The sequence below is a fragment of the Pseudomonas sp. Z8(2022) genome (genome assembly GCF_025837155.1).
Lineage (GTDB): Bacteria > Pseudomonadota > Gammaproteobacteria > Pseudomonadales > Pseudomonadaceae > Aquipseudomonas.
On sequence record NZ_CP107549.1, the window covers coordinates 1,983,841 to 2,002,584 of the forward strand.

Genomic DNA, 18,744 nt, shown 5'->3' on the forward strand with positions numbered 1-18,744 from the left:
GCTGCAACTTCAGCCATCGTGGAGAGCGCACAGCATATTGTCTGTCCAGAGGCGACACACGAGCATGTAGCGTCGACAGGCCGGGCTGGCAAGCCACTGGCGCCTGCAGCAACTCGCGTGTTGCTGCACGGCACCGCGCAGATGGAGCCGGCCTGAAGTCCGTGCGTTGCTCCCAGGTTCGTCACCCAGCGGGATAACAGGCGTGGCGGGCGGGGGGGACGCCTGCACTCAGTGCGCCTGGGCACTACCGTTCCACGTTTTTACAGAGCGCAAAGGCCGGCCTGACAAGCTGCGCATGACCATGTAGAACACCGGCGTCAGGAACAGCCCGAAGAAGGTGACGCCAAGCATCCCGAAGAACACCGAGATACCCATGGCCTGGCGCATTTCCGCGCCCGCGCCGTGGGAGACCACCAGCGGCACCACGCCCATGATGAAGGCCAGCGAGGTCATCAGGATCGGCCGCAGGCGCAGCCGGCAGGCTTCCAGCACGGCATCCAGCGTGGAATGACCGGCGATTTCCAGCTCACGGGCAAACTCGACGATGAGGATGGCGTTCTTCGAGGCCAGACCGACCAGCACGATCAGCCCGATCTGCGTGAAGATGTTGTTGTCCCCTGCCGTCAGCCAGACGCCCAGCAACGCCGAGAGCAGGCTCATCGGCACGATCAGGATCACCGACAGCGGCAGGGTCAGGCTTTCGTACTGCGCGGCCAGCACCAGCAGCACCAGCAGCACGCAGAGCGGGAAGATCCACAGGGCGCTGTTGCCGGCGATGATCTGCTGGTAGGTCAGGTCGGTCCATTCGTAGCCGATGCCCGGCGGCAGCGTTTTCGCGGCGACCCGCTCGATGGCGGCCATGGCCTGCGACGACGAGTAGCCGGGCGCCGGTGCACCGCTCAGGTCCGCGGCGGTGAAGCCGTTGTAGCGGGTCACCAGCTCCGGACCGTAGATTTGCTCCACGCTGGCGAAGGCCGCGAGCGGGACCATCTGGCCGTCGGCGGCGCGGGTCTTCAACTGCAGGATGTCCTCCGGGTGGGCGCGATGCGGCGCATCCGCCTGCACGCGTACCTGGTACACCCGGCCGAACAGGTTGAAGTCGTTGACGTAGAAGGAGCCCAGGTAGACCTGCAGGGTCTGGAACACCTCGCTGACGGAAATCCCCAGCTGCTTGGCCTTGAGGCGATCCAGGTCGATGCGCAGTTGCGGCACGTTGATCTGGTAGGTGCTGAACAGCGGCGACAGCTCCGGCTGCCTGGCCGCCTCGGCGATGAAGTCCTGGGTCGCCTTGTAGAGCGCGTCATAGCCCAGATTGCCCTGGTCCTCCAGCTGCAGCTTGAAGCCGCCCAGCGAGCCGAGGCCCATGACCGGCGGCGCCGGGAAGACCGCAGCGAAGCTGGCCTTTTCCAGACCGGCATATTTGGCATTGAGCGATGCCGCGATGGCGTCGGCGCTCAGCCCTTTGCGTTCCTCGAAGGGCTTGAGGAGGATGAACGACAGCCCCGAGCTGGAACTGGTGGTGGTGCCGTTGATCGAGAGGCCGGCATAGGACGAGGTGGAGGCCACGCCCGGCTCGTCCAGGGCGATCTCGGTCATCTTCGTGAGCACCGCGTCGGTGCGATCCAGCGAGGCACCGGCCGGTAGCTGCACGAAACTGATCAGGTACTCCTTGTCCTGGGCGGGAACGAAACCGCCCGGAACCGCCTTGCCGAGCAGGACGGTAACGCCCAGCAGCCCGGCATAGATCGCCATTACCAAGCTCTTGCGCCCGGCCAGCCGCGCCACGCCCCGCCCGTAGCGCTCCGAACCCCGTGTGAAGGCGCGGTTGAAGCGTCCGAAGAACCCGCCGAACACCCGCTGCATCGCCCGCGACAGCCAGTCGTTCTGCTCTCCGTGGGACTTGAGCAACAGCGCGGACAGCGCCGGCGACAGGGTCAGCGAGTTGATCGCCGACAGTACGGTGGACACCGCGATGGTCACCGCGAACTGCTGGTAGAAACGCCCGGTCAGCCCGGAGAGGAAGGCCAGCGGCACGAACACCGCCACCAGGGTCAGGGCGATGGCGATGATCGGGCCGCTCACTTCGCGCATGGCCAGGTAGGTGGCCTCGCGCGGCGCATGGCCAAGCGCGATGTTGCGTTCGACGTTCTCCACCACCACGATGGCGTCGTCCACCACGATGCCGATGGCCAGCACCAGGCCGAACAGGCTCAGGGCGTTGATGGAGAAGCCGAACAGGTACAGGCAGGCCATGGTGCCGACGATGGACACCGGCACGGCCAGCAGCGGGATGATCGAGGCCCTCCAGGTCTGCAGGAAGAGGAATACCACGATCACCACCAGCCCGATGGCCTCGAACAGCGTCCGGACCACGGCGTCGATGCTCGCCTGCACCGAGCGGGTCGGGTTGTAGACGATGCGGTAGTCCAGCCCGGCGGGAAATCGGATCTTCAGCTCCTCCATGGTGCTCTGCACCTTGGCGGCAATATTCAGGGCATTGGCCCCTGGCGCTTCCATGATCGCCAGCGGCACGGCCGCGTCCCGGCCCAGATAGGCACGCACCCCGTACTCCTGGGCAGCCAGCTCGATGCGCGCCACGTCGCGCAGCAATGTGGTGCGACCGTCAGGCTCGGCGCGCAGGACGATGTCGCCGAACTCCTCGACGCTGCGCAGCCGGCCGTCCGCGCTGACCGACAGCTGGAACGGAGCCTGCTCGACCATCGGCGCCGCGCCGATGCTGCCCACCGCCGCCTGCGCGTTCTGCTCGCGGATCGCCGCCACCACCTCGGCCGCGGTGAGACCGCGTGCCGCCACCGCCCCCGGATCGAGCCAGATACGCATGGCGTACGCGCCCGGCCCCCAGAGATTGACCTGCCCCACGCCATCGATGCGGGCGAGCCGGTCACGGACATGCCGGATGGCGTAGTTGCTCAGGTAATTGGCGTCGTATTCCCCGTTGGGCGAAACCAGGTGCACGGCCAGGGTGATGTTCGGCGAGCTCTTGATGGTGGTGACACCCAGGCGCTGCACGTCCTCCGGCAGCCGCGGCACGGCCTGTTCCACGCGGTTGCGCACCCACTGCAGGGCCTGATCCGGATCGGTGCCGATCTTGAAGGTCACGGTCAGGTAGAGGTTGCCGTCGGCATTCGCCAGCGACTGCATGTAGAGCATGTTCTCGACGCCGTTGACCTCCTCCTCGATCGGCGCGGCCACGCTCTGCGCCAGGGTGGTGGCGTTGGCGCCCGGATACTGGGCATGCACGACGACGGACGGCGGCACCACCTGCGGATACTCGGAGACGGGCAGGACCAACATCGCGATGGCCCCGGCGATGAAGATCAGCGCGGAGATCACCCCCGCGAAGATCGGCCGGTCGATGAAAAAGCGGGACAGGTTCATCGGGCGCCCTCCTGTTCGCTGGCCAGTGCCGGTGCGGCCTGCTCGACCCGAACCAGATCGCCGGGTCGTACGCGCTGGGCGCCCTCGACGATCACCTGCTCACCGGGCTCCAGGCCCTGGCGAACCACGCGCTGGTCACCCTGCCGGCTGCCCAGCTCCAGGCGGCGGTACTCGACCCGGCCGTCGTCACCCACCACCAGCACGAAACGGCGGTCCTGGTCGGTGGCGACCGCCGCCTCGTCCACGAGGGTCGCCTGGTACGGATTGCTGATCTGCATGCGTACCCGGGCCTGCAGCCCGGGGACCAGGCGACCGTCGGGGTTCGCCAGCAGGGCGCGCACGCGCAGGGTGCCTGTGCGGGTATCCAGCTGGTTGTCCAGGGAGTACAGCTGGCCGACAAGGGGATGGCCGTCGTCACCGGCCAGACCGACCTGCACCTGCAGCGGGTCCGTGCCGCGACGGGCACCCACGTAGCGCAGGTAGGTGCGCTCATCGATGGTAAACGCGGCATACAGCGGATCGAGGCTGACGATGGAAGTCAGCGGCGGTGCATCCCCGCCGGCCTTCACCTCGTTGCCGGCGGTGATCTCCGGGCGGGAAACGCGCCCTGAGATCGGCGCGGTGATGCGGGTGTAGTCGACATTCAGGCGGCTACGTTCGACCACCGCCCTGGCGGCCTGAACCGCCGAGCGCGCTTCCCGGGCGGCATTCTCCAGGGCGTCGAAGTCGCGTTTGGCGATGGCGTTGGCCTGGATCAGGCGCCGACCGCGCTCCAGATTCCGGGCGGTGAAGCGCTGGCGGTCCTCGGCCTGCGCCAGCAGCGCCTCGGCGCGCCTGAGATCGGCCTCGAAGGGCGCCGCATCGAGGGTGAACAGCAGGTCGCCCTGGCGCACCAGCTGCCCGTCGCGGAAATGCACGGCCAGCAAGGTTCCCTCGACCTTCGGACGAATCTCAACGCGTTCGACAGCCTCCAGCCGCCCGGAGTATTCGGCCCAGTCAGTGACCTGCCTGCTTGTAGCGGGACGAGCCACTACGGGCACGGGGTCTGCCGGTTCTGCCTGAGAGATGCCCTCGTTGAGGAGGGCATATCCCGCCAGTGTCAGGACGGCTGTGCCAAAGAGCGCGGCCGGTATGGAAGCTCGACTGTTGAAAGAAGTGAACATGGCAGGACCCTGCAAACGCTGTAGATCTCGGCGCAGTCTCTGCCAGGCACGCCTGAAGATATAGGCGTGGTTTCGGCTTTTACTATTATCAGAAATGGAATAATCGAATAGAGAATGACGCCGTTTAAATGCGTTCTATCAGGTGGGTTGAAATATTTTTCTGCTTGGTTCTGGAATAATGCGGCGATGGATATTGGGGTGTCGATTAGGTGGGGCGAGGGGCGGGCATCGCAGGTTCCGACCTCCATATGCAATGAGGATCAAGAGAAATGGATCGACTGCAGGCTATGCATGTGTACTGTCGCGTGGTTGAAGTACACAGCTTCAGCAGGGCGGCCGAAAGTCTGGAGATGCCACCGTCTACCGTGACCCGCATCATCAAGGAGCTTGAAGCCTTCCTCGGCGTCCGCCTGTTGCAGCGAACCACCCGTCACATCAGCCTCACTCCGGATGGCAGCCTCTACTATGACCACTGCCGGAAACTGTTGGCCGAAATCGAGCAGCTCGAGTCTTCGTTCGCCCGGGCCGGGCGGCCCCGCGGCAAGCTGCGCGTGGACATGACATCTTCCTTCGCGCGCCTGATCGTCGTGCCGGCGATACGGGACTTCCTGGCTGCCTATCCTGACGTGGAGATAACGCTGTCTCTAGGGGATCGGACCATAGACCTGGTGCAAGAGGGGGTCGACTGCGTGATTCGGGCTGGCGTACCTCAAGACTCGACGACACTCGTGGCCAGGCGCATAGCAGGCTTCGACTGGGTCACCTGCGCCTCGCCTGCATACCTGGAGATGCACGGTGAGCCGCAGTCGCTGGATGACCTTCGCCATCATCATGCCGTGGGCTTCCTGTCCAACCGCAGCGGCCGTCGGGCGCACTGGAGTTTTGTGATCGAAGGCGAGGAAGCGGCAGCCCCTATCCAGGAGCGGATAACCGTCAACGATACCGACAGCTATCTCGCCTGCGGGCTGGAAGGGCTTGGGCTGATACGCGCAGCAAGTTACCTGGTGATCCCTTACCTGCGCAGCGGTCAACTGCGCCAGGTTCTGCCAGATCTCACGGCGCCGACAGTGCCGCTGTCGATCATCTACCCCAAGAACCGCCACCTCTCACCAACCGTACGCGCTTTCAGCGACTGGATTGCGCAGCGTGTGGCAGAGATGGAACCACAGTGGAAGCTTTCACCTTCCGGAATGTCCTGAAATGACAGGGCACTAGGCCCCGGCTTGCAATTACAGGAGCCGGCTAGCGTTCGGCATAGCAGATCGCGACCAGCATTATCGCGATACCGGTCAATTGCAGGCCCCCCAGGCTTTGCCCGTAGAACAGCCAGTCGATGATGATGGCGACTGCCGGATAGAAAAACTGGTACACCGCGATCCGATCCGTGTTCAGGCGTGCCATGCCGGCATAGATCAGACCATAGGCGAGCCCGGTGTGAATCAGACCGAGCCCCGAAAGCCATACCCAGGACATGCCCATTTCCGGCCAGCCATTGAGGGCTGGCCAGGCGAACAAGGCTATTGCGCCAACTGCACACTGCCACCAGGCAAGGATGCCGGCAGGCATATGCCGCACCTGCCGGGCGACTATGGTGACGCAGGCAGTGCAGAGTGCACCGATCAGGCAGAAGGCTACGCCCAGCCAGTATGTGGCCTGGGCAGGCTGGCTGGCGCCGAACAGCGAAAGATGTTCGAGCACCCCGGTGGCCAGTACCAGGCCAAGCATGGCGATCAGCACCGCCGCGATGCGTCGCCTGGCGATGGACTCTTTCAGGAAGAAGGCACCTAGCAGCAGCACCCACAGCGGCTGGACGTGGAACAGTACCGTGGCGATGCCGGCGGACACGTACTCGATAGCCGCGAAGAACAACCCCCACGCCGTCACCATCAGCACGCCGGCCGCAAGTACTGCAAAGCCGGGGGCACGGTAACGCCGCAGATCGCCCAGTTGCCCACGCCAGGCAGCCCAGAGCGTGAGGCCGAGCAGGCCGAAAACGCAGCGAAACCACGTTGCGGTCAGCGGGTCGGCATTGGCCTCGTGCACGAAGACACCAACGGTGCCGAGGATCAGGCTACCCAGAAGAAACGCCTGGGTTCCTCCCTTTTCGAGGCTGCCTTGAGCGGTGGAGTAGCCGTTGGCGACGGCCTGGTTGGATGTTTTCATGCCCCCAGCATGAAACCGGGCACAAATTACGAGAAGCGAATAATATTGCAAGCATCTATTCGATTAACGAAATGGTGCGGCTATGGCCGATCGTGACCTGCAGATCGACTGGCTCAAGTGTTTCGTCGCGGTTGTCGACACGGGGTCGTTGTCGAGCGCGGCCGAGGAGGTGTACCGGTCCCAGTCGGCGGTAAGCATGCAGATCAAGAAACTGGAGGCGGCCGTCGGCCGGCAGCTGCTGATACGAGGCCCCCGGCACCTTCAGCTGACTGTCGATGGGCAGAAGCTTCTGGGGTACGCCCGGCGCATGCTGGACTTGCACGGAGAGGCCAAGGCCGCTTTCCATGGCGAGGAGCTCACCGGTCGCATACGCCTTGGTGTGCCCGACGACTATGCCGCCAGATACCTCACGCCGGTGCTCAAGCGTTTCTCGCCACGTCATGGCGGTGTGGAGATCGAGCTGAACTGTGAACAGTCGACCGCACTGATTCCTCGGGTGGAAAGCGGGGACCTGGATCTCGCTCTGGTTTCCCGTGATCACGCCCGGCGAGGCACCTTTCTCTTTCATGAACCTCTGGTATGGGTGGGCTCCGCGCAATTCGAACTCTGGCGCCGAGACCCGTTGCCGATTGCGGTTTATGAAGCCGCCAGTCTGGCACGTCGCAATGCACTCAATTCAATCGCCCTGCAAGGGCGTCGCTACAAGGTGGTTTACAACAGCTCCAGCCTGGCCGGGCAGTTCGCTGCAGTCGAAAGCGGATTGGCTATCGCAGTACTGACCCGCTGCAGCGTTCCGGATCATTTGCAGATACTGGGCCTTGAACATGGTCTCGGGCCTCTGGAACCGGTGGAAGTTGGTGTCTACCGGAGCCGGGCGTCGCACAATTCCAAAGCGGTGAACAGCCTCAGAGAGCTTCTTATCAGGACGCTCAGATCATCCGGCAGGGGGTGATCCTTTTTTGTGGGGTCCAGATAGCAGACGCTCCGGCGACGACCGTCCCATCCATTCTTTCGTTTCTTGAACGCACGTTTCTACCTCTGCGTGCCACATCTCAAGCTTTGAGCGCCGCAGATTGGATGGAAGCTCAGTGCGATGACACGTAAGGCGACGGGGTTGCTGGGGCCGGCAGCGCATAGGTTCGTTTCATCCACGCCACTTCCGCTGAGGGTGTGCGACCGAAAAAGCGTTTGAAATCGCGGCTGAATTGAGAGGCGCTTTCATAGCCGACCAGGAATGCCGACTTGGCTGCCGTAAGTTCGTTACGCAACATCAGCAATCGCGCCTGATGCAGGCGCGTCGACTTCAGATACTGAATCGGTGATGAGTCGGTCACCTTGCGAAAGTGTCGATGAACGTTGGGCACACTCATCTGCGCTTCTCTGGCCAGGGTGGCTACATCCAGACGCTCGTGGTAACAGCTGTGGATCTTGTGCAGCGCGCGCGTGACCTTGCCGAACGGCCCCTGCCGGGCGATTGCCGCGCGCAGGGTGCCGCCTTGCTCACCGGCAAGGATGCGGTAGTAGAGCTCTCGAAGCATCGCTGGGCCGATGACCTGTGCGTCCGTCCGGTCGCACATGATCTCCAGAAAGCGCAGTGTCGACTGGCGCAGCGGTTCATCCATGGGGGAGGCGTACATGCCCATCGGTTGCGCTGTACGGAAACCCCGCAGCTCGTCCAGTTGCTGAATCAGCTCGCCAGCCAGGGTGAAATCCAGCCGTATGTAAACCGCCAGCATGGGTTCCGCCTCACTGGCATCGGTTTCCATGGTGAAGGGAACCGGCACCGACACCACCAGATAGTGCTGGGCGTCGTAGACGTAGGTCTCGTCGCCCATGTAACCGCGCTTGCGTCCCTGGCAGAGGATGACGATACCCGGCTCGTACAGCGCCGGGGTTCGCGTCAGTGGCCGGTTGGAGCGCAGAAAGCGGACGTCGTCCAGCTGGCTCAGGTTGTAACCCTCCAGCGGCGCCAGCGGGCTCATCAGCCGCACCATGCGTTGGGTAATCGGGTCGCTGGATCTGACCATCGGCTGACACCTCTCGCTGCTCATGCTCAGCCATCCGCAGAGCGGCTAAGCGTTTCCCATTGCTCAATACTCTCTGCCGTGCGATGCAGATTTTCACGCACCAGGGCCAGGGCATCGCTGCCCAGCAACAGGTGAGCCGGCGGGCTGGGGCTGGCGATTATGGTCAGCATGGCGCGTGCCGCTTTCTGCGGGTCCCCCAGCTGATGGCCGCTCTTTTCCTCACGTGCTTTGCGCACCGGGTCGAAGCTTGCATCGTAGTCACTGATGCTGCGCGGCGTGCGTTGCATCGAACGGCCTGCCCAATCCGTACGAAATGATCCCGGCGCCACCGCTGTGACAGAAATGTTGAAGGGCGCAAGCTCCTTGCTCAGCGTATCGGAGATGCCTTCCAGAGCGAATTTGCTGCCGCAGTAATAGGTGATTCCCGGCATGGTGATGTAGCCACCCATGGAAGTGATATTCAGAATGTGCCCGGCGCGACGACGGCGGAAATAGGGGAGGAAGGCTTTGGTTACGGCCACTGCACCGAATACGTTGACGTCGAACTGGCGACGCATCTCGGCGAGCGGCGATTCTTCGCAAATCCCTTCGTGGCCATAACCTGCATTGTTCACCAGCACATCCACCGGACCGTGCCGCTCCTCTGCGACGGCTATCACCGCATCGATTGCGTCGAAATCAGTCACGTCCAGCATTACGCCATGGGTTCGCCCGGGGGATTGCGCCTCGAAGGCGGCGAGGGCCGATTCGCTGCGAACCGTGCCGATCACGCGATAGCCCAGGGCGAGGGCTTCTCTCGCGAGGGCCTGGCCGAAGCCACTGCTGACGCCGGTGATGAAGAGAGTTTTCTGAGCATTCATGTGGGCGCTCCCAGGGGAAATGGTGAGCGGTCATGCTAGGGCGACGGGGATGAGGGAACGATGCCGGATCGGATTCCAGTATTGCCTGTTCCTATCAAACTCGTGGCAGGCTGATCTGCGCGGTGTCGGCGGGAATGGTGCAGACAAGCCTGGCCAAACGGAAGTGAGGCTACGCCCTATGCTTCAGTGGCACTCAGCGCGCTGCGATCCTGTCGCGGAGATCGACCGAAAAATGCCTTGTAAGCGCGGCTGAACGCCGCCTCGGATTCATAGCCGACCGAGAATCCCACGTCGCTGATGCGGCGGTCCTGGGTGGTCAACAAGGTTCTGGCCAGCGTGAGCCGCCATTCGTTCTGATAGCGCAAAGGTGAGCGGCCGACGAGCGCGCTGAAGCGCTCACAGAAGCTGGAGCGTGACATGCCCGCCATTGCCGCCAGTGCATCGACGCGCCAGTTCTGCCTGGGCTGTTCATGAATGGCCCTGAGCACGCGAGCTATACGGGCGTCGGCCAGACCGCCCAGCCATCCCGAGGCGGCACCCTGTTGAACCCAGGTCCGCAGAATGCGGATGACGGTGAGGTCGATCAGTCGCGAGATCATCAATGCACCACCTGGCTGCACGTCGTCGGCCTCCAGCAGCATGAAGTGCAGCAAGCCTTCGGACCATGGCGCGGCGTCGACCTGACGGATATGAATCAGCGAAGGGAGCGCGAACAGCATGGCCCTGAAGCTGCCTGCATCGAACCAGAAGCGGCATATGGCCAGTGTCGTTGGTTCATCCTCGGACTGGAGTTCCAAAGTGGATGCGCTGTGAGGCAACAGGACGACATCGCCGGGCTCCATCGCGAGTGCGCTCTCGTCGCCTGTGCGGATGTGCAACCGGCCGGACTGCATCAGGCAAACGTGTGCGCTGTTGCTGTCCAGTTGGAGGCACTCTCCAGCGTTCAGCACACACGAGTACACACGATCCCCTGTCAGTCGTATCTGGGCGAGCACCTGGGAGAGCAGATCCCCGCTCGCGAGGCCTTCAGCTGTAGTTCCGGAGGAATGATCAAGGATTTGAGCGTATCGGTCATGTAGCGCCGGCCATGCGTCGATTAACGTGTGACCGGAATCATAGAGCACCGCCAGGTTGAGCTGGAAAGTCGAGTCCCGCCCCGGCTGTCGTGATCTATGCCGATCATCCAAACAGAGGAATTGCCAAATGTTCGGAATTTCTGCCCTTGGCTGGGTACACACACTGGGTAGCCTGCCCGCTATTCCGGCAGCCGCCTACATGCTTGCACGTCACGGGCGCATCGTTCCCCGTTCCACGCCGGGCCTGATCTACCTGGTATCGATGGTGATCGGTGCTGCCTCTGTGTTCATCATCGCCAGGCAGCCCGTCAGTGCCGCTTTTGCAGCGCTGACTCTGGTGTTGCTGCTGGCCGGCTACGGGGTCGGTCGTGTGTTTGCTTTCAGGCGAGCAGGGGGGTATCTGGAAACCATCCTGCTCAGCGCAACCGTCTTCCTGCTCATGCTGCCAACCGCTTCCGAAGTGCTGCGTCGCGTGCCGGACGGACACCCGGTCGTCACGGACCCGCACGCGCCCTTGCTGATCGGTACCCAAGTCGGTCTGCTGATTGCTCTGATCATCGGGATCATTACTCAGGTTCTTTACCTGCGCAGACAAGGTGCGCAGCTGCGCCGTGTCGTCAGCTAGCGGTCCAGCTGCCGGCTCGGTTTCTGCCTCGTATTCACTCTTCCCGGAGTCGGATGCATCGGCTTCGGGAGATTGCTGATGCGACGCACAATGATCAGCGAGCTCGGCAGTGTCGAGCAGGCAGCCGAAGGCATGGGGCGAAACAAGTCATATGAATATTCCTAAACAATATTTAAATTGGTTTTCTTATATCTATAAAGTTCGCTCCATGCGTACCTGCCGACCAATCGGCGCGCCGCACTGAATACATGGCCGAATCCCGGCCGGTCAAAGTGATGCGCCGATTGGCGCCCCTTGCATGGAGTTTTCTATGTCGGCAGCAGCTCATTCCATCCCCTCGGCGTCGGCGCAGTCGTTTGAAGTTCGCTCGTTCGACGCCCCGGTGGGTGCCGAGATCATCGGTCTGGATCTGACCCGGCCGCTCAGCGATGAAGAGTTTGCCCGCGTCCATCGTGCCCATCTCGATCATGCATTGCTGGTGTTCCGTGACCAGCGCATCACCCCTGAACAGCAGATCGCCTTCAGTCGCCGTTTCGGCCCGTTGCAGATTCACGTGCTCAAGCAGTTCCTGCTCGCCGATCACCCGGAAATCTTCATCATCTCCAACATCGTCGAGAACGGTCAGCCCATCGGTCTGGGTGATGCCGGCAAGTTCTGGCACTCGGATCTGTCCTACAAGGAGTTCCCCAGCCTCGGCTCCATGCTGCTGGCGCAGGAGCTGCCGGAAGAGGGCGGCGATACCCTGTTTGCCAGTCAGCAGCTGGCTTATGAAACCCTGCCGGCCGAGCTGCGCCAGGCCATCGAGGGCAAGCGTGCCGCGCATTCCTACACGGCGCGTTACGCCGATGAGGTGTTCGCCGGCATTCGCCGCCCGACGCTGACCGAGGCGCAACTGGCCGAGGTCAAGGCCGTAGTCCATCCGGTGGTGCGTACCCATCCGGAAACCGGACGCAAGGGACTGTTCGTCAACGAGAACTTCACCACCCACATTCTCGACATTCCCGAGGACGAGAGCCGGCAGATTCTCGCCGAGCTGTTTGCCCACAGCGCCAGGCCCGAATTCATCTACCGTCACCAGTGGCGGCCGCACGACATGGTGTTCTGGGACAACCGCGCGCTGATCCACCTGGCCACCGGTTGCCCGAGCCACCTGCGCCGGCGCATGCACCGCACGACGATTCAGGGCGACGTGCCGTTCTGATCCGCCGCATCGCGTTCATGCCCCTTTTCCTGCTCTAGTCCGAATGGAGTCACACCATGTCTCTAGGCAAACGCTTTACCTTCGTTCCGCGTTTTGGCCGGCTGCCCGAGGCCATCGGTCTTTCCCTGGGCCTGCTGGCGAGCTCGCTGGCGGTGCCTCAGGCGGCGCACGCCGAGGGGCAGATTCGCATCGCCGAGCAGTTCGGCATCGTCTACCTGCTGCTCAACGTGGTGCGTGACCAGCAGTTGATCGAGAAGCACGGCAAGGCCGAGGGGCTGGACATCAAGGTCGACTGGCAGCAGCTCTCCGGAGGCTCGGCGGTGAACGATGCGCTGCTGTCCGGCGCCATCGATATCGCCGGTGCCGGCATCGGCCCGCTGCTCACCGTCTGGGATCGCACCCAGGGCAGGCAGAACGTCAAGGGCGTGGCTTCGCTGGGCAACTTCCCGTACTACCTGCTGAGCAATGATCCCAAGGTCAAGACCATTGCCGACTTCACCGACAAGGATCGCATCGCCGTGCCGGCGGTGGGCGTATCGGTGCAGTCGCGCTTCCTGCAGTACGCCGCCGCCAGGCAGTGGGGCGACAACGAGTTCAACCGTCTCGACAAGTACACCGTGGCGCTGCCGCACCCGGACGCCACCGCCTCGCTGTTGTCTGGCGGCACCGAGCTGAGCGGACATTTCTCCAACCCGCCGTTCCAGAACCAGGCGCTGGAGAATCCCGATGTGCACGTGGTGCTCGACACTTACGAGCTGCTCGGGCCGAACTCGCCGACCGTGCTCTATGCCACCGAGAAGTTCCGCAACGACAACCCCAGGACCTACAAGGCTTTCGTCGCTGCGCTGGCCGAGGCCGCCCGATTCGCCCAGAACGACAAGGGCGCGGCTGCCGACACCTACATCCGCGTGACCGGCGCCAAGATCAGCCGTGAAGCGCTGCTGAAGATCATCGACAACGAGCGCTTCCAGTTCAGTGTCACTCCCACCAATACCTACCAGCTGGCCGAATTCCTCCATCGCGTTGGTGCGATCAAGAGCAAGCCGGCCTCCTGGCAGGACTACTTCTTCGAAGACGCCGCCATCGGCCAAGGAAGTTGATTTCATGAATGTCGCTCTGCAAGGCCACACGGTCAGCACGCACCCCACCGGCACCTTCGACACCCTGCTCGAGGTGGAGAAGGTCAGCCTTGAATACCGCACCCCGCAGCGCGTAGTGCGCGCCACCCACGAAGTCAGCTTCGAGGTGGATCGCTCTGATCGTTTCGTGCTGCTTGGCCCTTCGGGGTGTGGCAAATCCACGCTGCTCAAGGCCGTGGCCGGCTTTATCGAGCCGATAGGCGGCAGCATTCGCCTCGATGGCGCCGAGGTACGCGAGCCCGGGCCGGATCGCATCGTGGTGTTCCAGGAGTTCGACCAGCTGCCACCCTGGAAAACGGTCAAACAGAACGTCATGTTCCCGCTGCTGGCTTCGCGCACCCTGGGGCGCCGCGAGGCCGAGGAGCGTGCGCTGCACTACCTGGAAAAGGTCGGCCTGGCGGCTTTTGCCGACGCCTATCCGCACACATTGTCCGGCGGCATGAAGGCGCGTGTGGCGATTGCCCGTGCGCTGGCCATGCAGCCGAAGATCCTGTTGATGGACGAGCCCTTTGCCGCGCTCGACGCACTGACCCGCCGCAAGATGCAGGAAGAGCTGCTGGAGCTGTGGGAGGAAGTGCGCTTCACCCTGCTGTTCGTCACCCACTCCATCGAGGAGGCGCTGATCGTCGGCAACCGCATCCTGCTGCTGTCGCCACACCCGGGGCGGGTAAGGGCGGAGGTGGGCAGCCACCAGTTCGACCTGCACAGTCTGGGCGGCTCGGCGTTCCAGCAGACCGCACAGCGCATCCATCGTCTGTTGTTCGACGAGGACAGCGAGGAGGGCGCACGCGCCGCTGCCGAGCTGGGTTTCCATGACATCCGTATCGCCTACTGAGGAGAGTGCAACCATGAGTCTTTCCCCCGCACGGCGTGAGGAATACGAAATACCGCTGCAACCGCTGCCGGATCTCAAGCTGGAGCGCGAACTGCCATTGCTGCAACGCCTGTGGCAACAGGGCTGGCTGCGCAAGACGCTGATCCTGCTGGCCCTGGCACTGATCTGGGAACTGGCGGCACGTTACCAGGGCAACGACCTGCTGCTGCCCAGCTTCCTGCAGACGGCCAGCGCCTTCTTCGAGGGCATTGGTAGTGGCGAATTGCTGGAGAAGATGGCGATCTCGCTGTCGGTGCTGGTCAAGGGCTATCTGCTCGGCATCGGCCTGGCCTTTGCACTGACCAGCCTGGCGGTGTCGACCCAGCTGGGGCGCGACCTGCTGTCGACCCTGACCTCGATGTTCAACCCGCTGCCGGCCATCGCGCTGCTGCCGCTGTCACTACTGTGGTTCGGTCTTGGCGAGAACAGCCTGATCTTCGTGCTGGTGCACTCGGTGCTCTGGGCGCTGGCGCTCAATACCTACGCCGGTTTTCTCGGAGTCTCGGAAACCCAGCGCATGGCCGGGCGCAACTATGGTCTCAAGGGCCTGCGCTTCGTGCTGTTCATCCTGATCCCCGCGGCGCTGCCGTCGATCCTTTCAGGCCTGAAGATCGGCTGGGCCTTCGCCTGGCGCACGCTGATCGCCGCCGAGCTGGTGTTCGGCGCCTCCAGCGGCAAGGGCGGCCTGGGCTGGTACATCTTCCAGAACCGCAACGAGCTGTACACCGACAAGGTTTTCGCCGGGCTTGCTGCGGTGATCCTTATCGGCCTGCTGGTGGAAAACCTGGTGTTCGCCACGATCGAGCGGGTCACCGTCAAGCGCTGGGGGATGCAGCGCTGAGTCCAGCAGCGCAAGCCGTAGCCCACAAGCGACGTGCCACCAACAGGAGCGGCTTTAGCCGCGGCAGGTAGACGAAAGCTCGCGGCTGAAGCCGCTCCTACAGGGTGATCCCTGCCGCCACGCACGACGCGAGCCAGCATTGGCTTCGAAGCACAACTGACACTTAACCGCCTGGCCAGCCAAGGCCAGGCACACAGGAGAAACCATGAAAAAATCCCGCATCGCCACCGCGCTGGGCCTGCTCGGTGCATTGGCACTGCCGCTGTCCGCCCAGGCCGAAGGCAAGATCAGCATCGCCCAGCAGTTCGGCATCGGCTATCTGCTGCTGCATGTGGTCAAGGATCAGCAACTGATCGAGAAGCACGCCAAGGCTCAGGGGCTGGATGAGATCGACGTCGAGTGGCGCACCATTTCCGGTGCCACCGCAATGAACGAGGCGCTGCTGGCCGGCGCCATCGACGTGGTTTCGGCCGGTGTGCCGCCGATGCTCACCGTATGGGATCGCAGCTACGGCCGGCAGAACGTCAAGGCGGTATCGGCCCTGGGCTCGCTGCCCGGCTACGTGCTAAGCAACCGTGACGACGTGAAGTCGCTGGACGATCTGAGCGAGAAGGATCGCCTAGCGGTGCCGGCTGCCGGGGTCGGATTCCAGTCGCGCACCCTGCAGATCGAGGCGGCCAAGCGCTATGGCAAGGACGATTTCCAGCGCTTCGACGCCATCTCCATCAGCCTGCCGCACCCCGATGCCACGGCAGCGCTGATCAAGGGCGGTTCGGAAATCACTGCGCACTTCTCCAGCCCGCCGTTCCAGTACCAGGCGCTGGAAAATCCCAATGTGCACAAGCTGATCAGCAGCTACGACATTCTTGGCGGCCAGGCAACCTTCAACGTGCTCTATGCGACCGAGAAGTTCCACGACGAAAACCCGAAGACCTACAAGGCCTTCTATGACGCCCTGGTGGAGGCCGAACAGATCATCAAGGCGGACAAGGCCGCGGCTGCCGAGATCTACATCCGCGTGGAGAACTCCAAGCTGCCCTTGGAGTTCGTGAAGAAGATCATCGAAGACCCGGAAAACGACTTCACCGTATCGCCGCAGCGCACCTTCATCTATGCCGAGAAGCTGCATGAGCTGGGCGTGTTGAAGAACAAGGCCGCGTCGTGGAAGGATTACTTTTTCGAAGAGGCCCAGGCCAATCCGGGTAGCTGATCGCCTCTGCGGCCAGCCTCAAATGCGTGGCCGCAGCTTCAGTTCGGGAGTGGGCTTGGGCGCATTCCCGGCCGGGTGGTGGTCGGGGTGCTGCTCGATCATCTGGGCGATTGCCCTCAGCTGATCGAGCATGGCCCTGGCCAGCCCGGCCTGAGTGCGGTACAGGCCGCTGTCCGGGTCCTGCGCCAGGTCGTTGAGTCCCCGTAAGGGGTAGCTGTAGCGCTTGGCCTCCGGGGTGAAGAAGCGCTGGTAGTCGTGCGCGGTACCGTGCAGTTCGCGGCAGGCGCGCTCCAGGCTTTGCAGTTGTTCGGCAACACTGGCCAACTGCAGGCGCAGGCGGATGATCTGATGGTTCTCCCAGTTCATCGGCGAGGCTTTGGCGCCGGGCTGCCAGCAAGCCGGATCACCAAAGCGCAGCACGAACTGCTGGCCGGCTTCGCGTCCATAACGGGTCAGGCGAGCGATGCGCTCGGGCGGCATGGTCAGGTTGAGGCCGCCTTCCTCGCGGGTCAGCTGAATCAGGCCGATGCGGTCGCGAAAGCCTGGCATCAGCGACAGGGTTTCGTGGTTCCAGTCCTTGGCCACGTTGCTGAGCTGGGCCAGAAAACCACGCAGCGCCGGCAGGCCGTTTTGCGGAAAACGCCGCCAGTAGGCGAGCCGCGCATCGCCGTTGTTGCGCGGGAAGCGCACGCGCTGCTCATCCGCGCCGTCGGTCGGTCCCAGGTCCAGGCCAAAGGTGGGGCGCCGGGGCAGGGCGGCATCGAAGAAGTGAATGGGAAAGTTGGAGCTGATGCCGCCATCGGTGAACCAGCAGCGCTCCAGTTTCCTCTCGTTCCTGCGGTAATCCACGGCGTGCAGCGGCACGGCGCTGAGCAGCAGCGGAAAACTCAGGCTCATGCGCACCGCGACGATCACCGGCAGATCGTCGGGCAAGGGCAAACGCAGGTAGCCGTCATTACGTTCATCGCAACCGGGGCGCTGGCGTGCGCGCATCCAGGCCACTACGCGGCGCGGGAACAGGCGGGCAAACTCTTCCTCGCGAAAATGGAACTGGTTGTTCTCACGTACCTGATCGTCATCGCGAAATGGCAGGCGAAACGGCCGCGCCATGCTCAGGCAGGTGGTCATCACCTGCAGATCGATGCCGTGCGCGCGCAGATCGCCGAAGGTCAGCGGCCGCTCGCATTCGATGGCCTCCGGATGCAGCGCACAGAACGCCTGCTGCCCGCTGAGACGATCGAAGTAGTGGGTCAGCCAATTGGTCAGGGCTTCATCCGGCGCCTTGTCATCGGCGTCGGACAAACCGCTGCACAGGCCGAAGCCATTCTGCGGCAGTTGCCGCAGCGCGGGCAGCAGCACACGCAAGGCTGCGGCAAAAACGCCGCCAAGCGCCGCAAATGACAACACCCAGAACCACACCAGCAGGCTGCTGCCGGCGATGGCGCTGGCCCACAAAGGCCCACCCGCCACCAGTGCGCCGATCAGCGCAGCGAACTTGTGTCGCGTCAGCATCACCTTGAGGGGCGCCAGCAGTTGCGCGCGCGGCCCCTTGCCCTTGGCTTCGAGGGCGGCGATGAAGGTGTCGAACAGTGTTCGCAGTGCGGGAACGGGTTTGAACAAGGCCAGCAGTTTGGTGCCATGTCCCTCCGCTGCTGGGGTACAGAGATGTTCGGGCAAGCGCTCGATTTCGGCGAAGCCGTCCGGGTCGCTGCTCAATTGCCCGCTCTGGAAGCGCTGGCGACCGAGTTCGGCGGCGGCTGCTGCCGCGGCGGCGATGGCACCGGCACTGGTGCCGCCGATGCTGCGCAGGCGAAAAGCCCTGGCGATCTCGGTAATGGCCAGCGGATAGACGATGCCGCTGGTGATACCGCCCTTCATGATCAGGTCGCATTCCCTGGCGAACACCGCTTGGCGCGAATCGTTCATCTACTGCTCCTTGTCGTCATGCCGAACGCGGGCGCTGGCATGATAACTCGGCTTTGGCGGCTATATGCCAGTATTGCGAGCGAGCGCTGGCGCCGAAACCGCATCGCACCGGGGCATCGATTGTATTGAGGGAGTCAGCGTTTAGAAGTAGTCGCCACAGGCTAAGGATGGTGGTGTGGTAGTGGAAGCGCTGGACGATCTTGTTCTCAATGGCAAATTGCCTTCCCTGGCGCCACTAGC

The 18,744-nt window shown here is 63.2% G+C and carries 15 protein-coding genes; 8 read left to right on the forward strand and 7 right to left on the reverse strand.

The features are described 5' to 3' along the window. Window positions 1-228: 228 nt before the first annotated feature. Window positions 229-3,399 carry an efflux RND transporter permease subunit gene (locus OEG79_RS09390; RefSeq protein WP_264148454.1) on the reverse strand — a complete coding sequence of 1,057 codons (3,171 nt, stop codon included), beginning with the start codon at window positions 3,397-3,399 and terminating at the stop codon, window positions 229-231. After that, entirely contained in the window at window positions 3,396-4,439 is a 1,044-nt protein-coding gene (locus tag OEG79_RS09395) for an efflux RND transporter periplasmic adaptor subunit (protein ID WP_264148455.1), read from the reverse strand. Before OEG79_RS09395 ends, OEG79_RS09390 begins: the two co-directional genes overlap by 4 nt. Window positions 4,440-4,831: 392 nt before the next feature. Between OEG79_RS09395 and OEG79_RS09400 the strand changes: the two genes are divergently transcribed. Beyond that, complete coding sequence (locus OEG79_RS09400) at window positions 4,832-5,761, forward strand: LysR family transcriptional regulator (protein ID WP_220803283.1); 930 nt, start codon at window positions 4,832-4,834, stop codon at window positions 5,759-5,761. Between the two features lie 43 nt (window positions 5,762-5,804). Here the strand turns inward: OEG79_RS09400 and OEG79_RS09405 are convergent, their stop codons facing one another. Then, the gene (locus OEG79_RS09405; protein WP_264148456.1) at window positions 5,805-6,725 is read right to left on the reverse strand and encodes a DMT family transporter; all 921 of its coding nucleotides are present in this window, start codon (window positions 6,723-6,725) and stop codon (window positions 5,805-5,807) included. Window positions 6,726-6,807: 82 nt separating this feature from the next. Here OEG79_RS09405 and OEG79_RS09410 point away from each other — a divergent pair, with 82 nt between their 5' ends. After that, window positions 6,808-7,677 carry a LysR family transcriptional regulator gene (locus tag OEG79_RS09410; protein ID WP_264148457.1) on the forward strand — a complete coding sequence of 290 codons (870 nt, stop codon included), beginning with the start codon at window positions 6,808-6,810 and terminating at the stop codon, window positions 7,675-7,677. Between the two features lie 133 nt (window positions 7,678-7,810). Here the strand turns inward: OEG79_RS09410 and OEG79_RS09415 are convergent, their stop codons facing one another. The 3 genes from OEG79_RS09415 to OEG79_RS09425 form a co-directional block, all read right to left on the reverse strand. After that, window positions 7,811-8,752 carry an AraC family transcriptional regulator gene (locus tag OEG79_RS09415; RefSeq protein WP_264148458.1) on the reverse strand — a complete coding sequence of 314 codons (942 nt, stop codon included), beginning with the start codon at window positions 8,750-8,752 and terminating at the stop codon, window positions 7,811-7,813. A gap of 26 nt (window positions 8,753-8,778) precedes the next feature. Then, window positions 8,779-9,612, reverse strand: a complete 834-nt coding sequence (locus OEG79_RS09420) for an oxidoreductase (RefSeq protein WP_220803279.1) — start codon at window positions 9,610-9,612, stop codon at window positions 8,779-8,781. A 176-nt stretch (window positions 9,613-9,788) separates the two neighbouring features. Next, window positions 9,789-10,607 carry an AraC family transcriptional regulator gene (locus OEG79_RS09425; RefSeq protein WP_264148459.1) on the reverse strand — a complete coding sequence of 273 codons (819 nt, stop codon included), beginning with the start codon at window positions 10,605-10,607 and terminating at the stop codon, window positions 9,789-9,791. Between the two features lie 208 nt (window positions 10,608-10,815). Here OEG79_RS09425 and OEG79_RS09430 point away from each other — a divergent pair, with 208 nt between their 5' ends. The 6 genes from OEG79_RS09430 (at window position 10,816) to OEG79_RS09455 (ending at window position 16,578) form a co-directional block, all read left to right on the forward strand. Beyond that, entirely contained in the window at window positions 10,816-11,313 is a 498-nt protein-coding gene (locus OEG79_RS09430; protein ID WP_264148460.1) for a hypothetical protein, read from the forward strand. Between the two features lie 310 nt (window positions 11,314-11,623). Next, window positions 11,624-12,514, forward strand: coding sequence for a TauD/TfdA dioxygenase family protein (locus OEG79_RS09435; RefSeq protein ID WP_264148461.1), 891 nt, complete (start codon window positions 11,624-11,626; stop codon window positions 12,512-12,514). 56 nt (window positions 12,515-12,570) lie between these two features. Beyond that, window positions 12,571-13,614, forward strand: coding sequence for an ABC transporter substrate-binding protein (locus tag OEG79_RS09440; RefSeq protein WP_264148462.1), 1,044 nt, complete (start codon window positions 12,571-12,573; stop codon window positions 13,612-13,614). A 4-nt stretch (window positions 13,615-13,618) separates the two neighbouring features. Then, on the forward strand, window positions 13,619-14,488 hold the full coding sequence (locus OEG79_RS09445) for an ABC transporter ATP-binding protein (protein ID WP_264148463.1): 870 nt from the start codon (window positions 13,619-13,621) through the stop codon (window positions 14,486-14,488). 13 nt (window positions 14,489-14,501) lie between these two features. Further along, window positions 14,502-15,368 (forward strand): ABC transporter permease, encoded by an 867-nt coding sequence (locus tag OEG79_RS09450; RefSeq protein ID WP_264148464.1) that lies wholly within the window; start codon window positions 14,502-14,504, stop codon window positions 15,366-15,368. A gap of 205 nt (window positions 15,369-15,573) precedes the next feature. Further along, window positions 15,574-16,578 (forward strand): ABC transporter substrate-binding protein, encoded by a 1,005-nt coding sequence (locus OEG79_RS09455; RefSeq protein ID WP_264148465.1) that lies wholly within the window; start codon window positions 15,574-15,576, stop codon window positions 16,576-16,578. Window positions 16,579-16,596: 18 nt separating this feature from the next. Here OEG79_RS09455 and OEG79_RS09460 read toward each other — a convergent pair whose 3' ends face one another. Continuing rightward, complete coding sequence (locus tag OEG79_RS09460; protein WP_264148466.1) at window positions 16,597-18,504, reverse strand: patatin-like phospholipase family protein; 1,908 nt, start codon at window positions 18,502-18,504, stop codon at window positions 16,597-16,599. Between the last annotated feature and the right edge of the window lie 240 nt (window positions 18,505-18,744).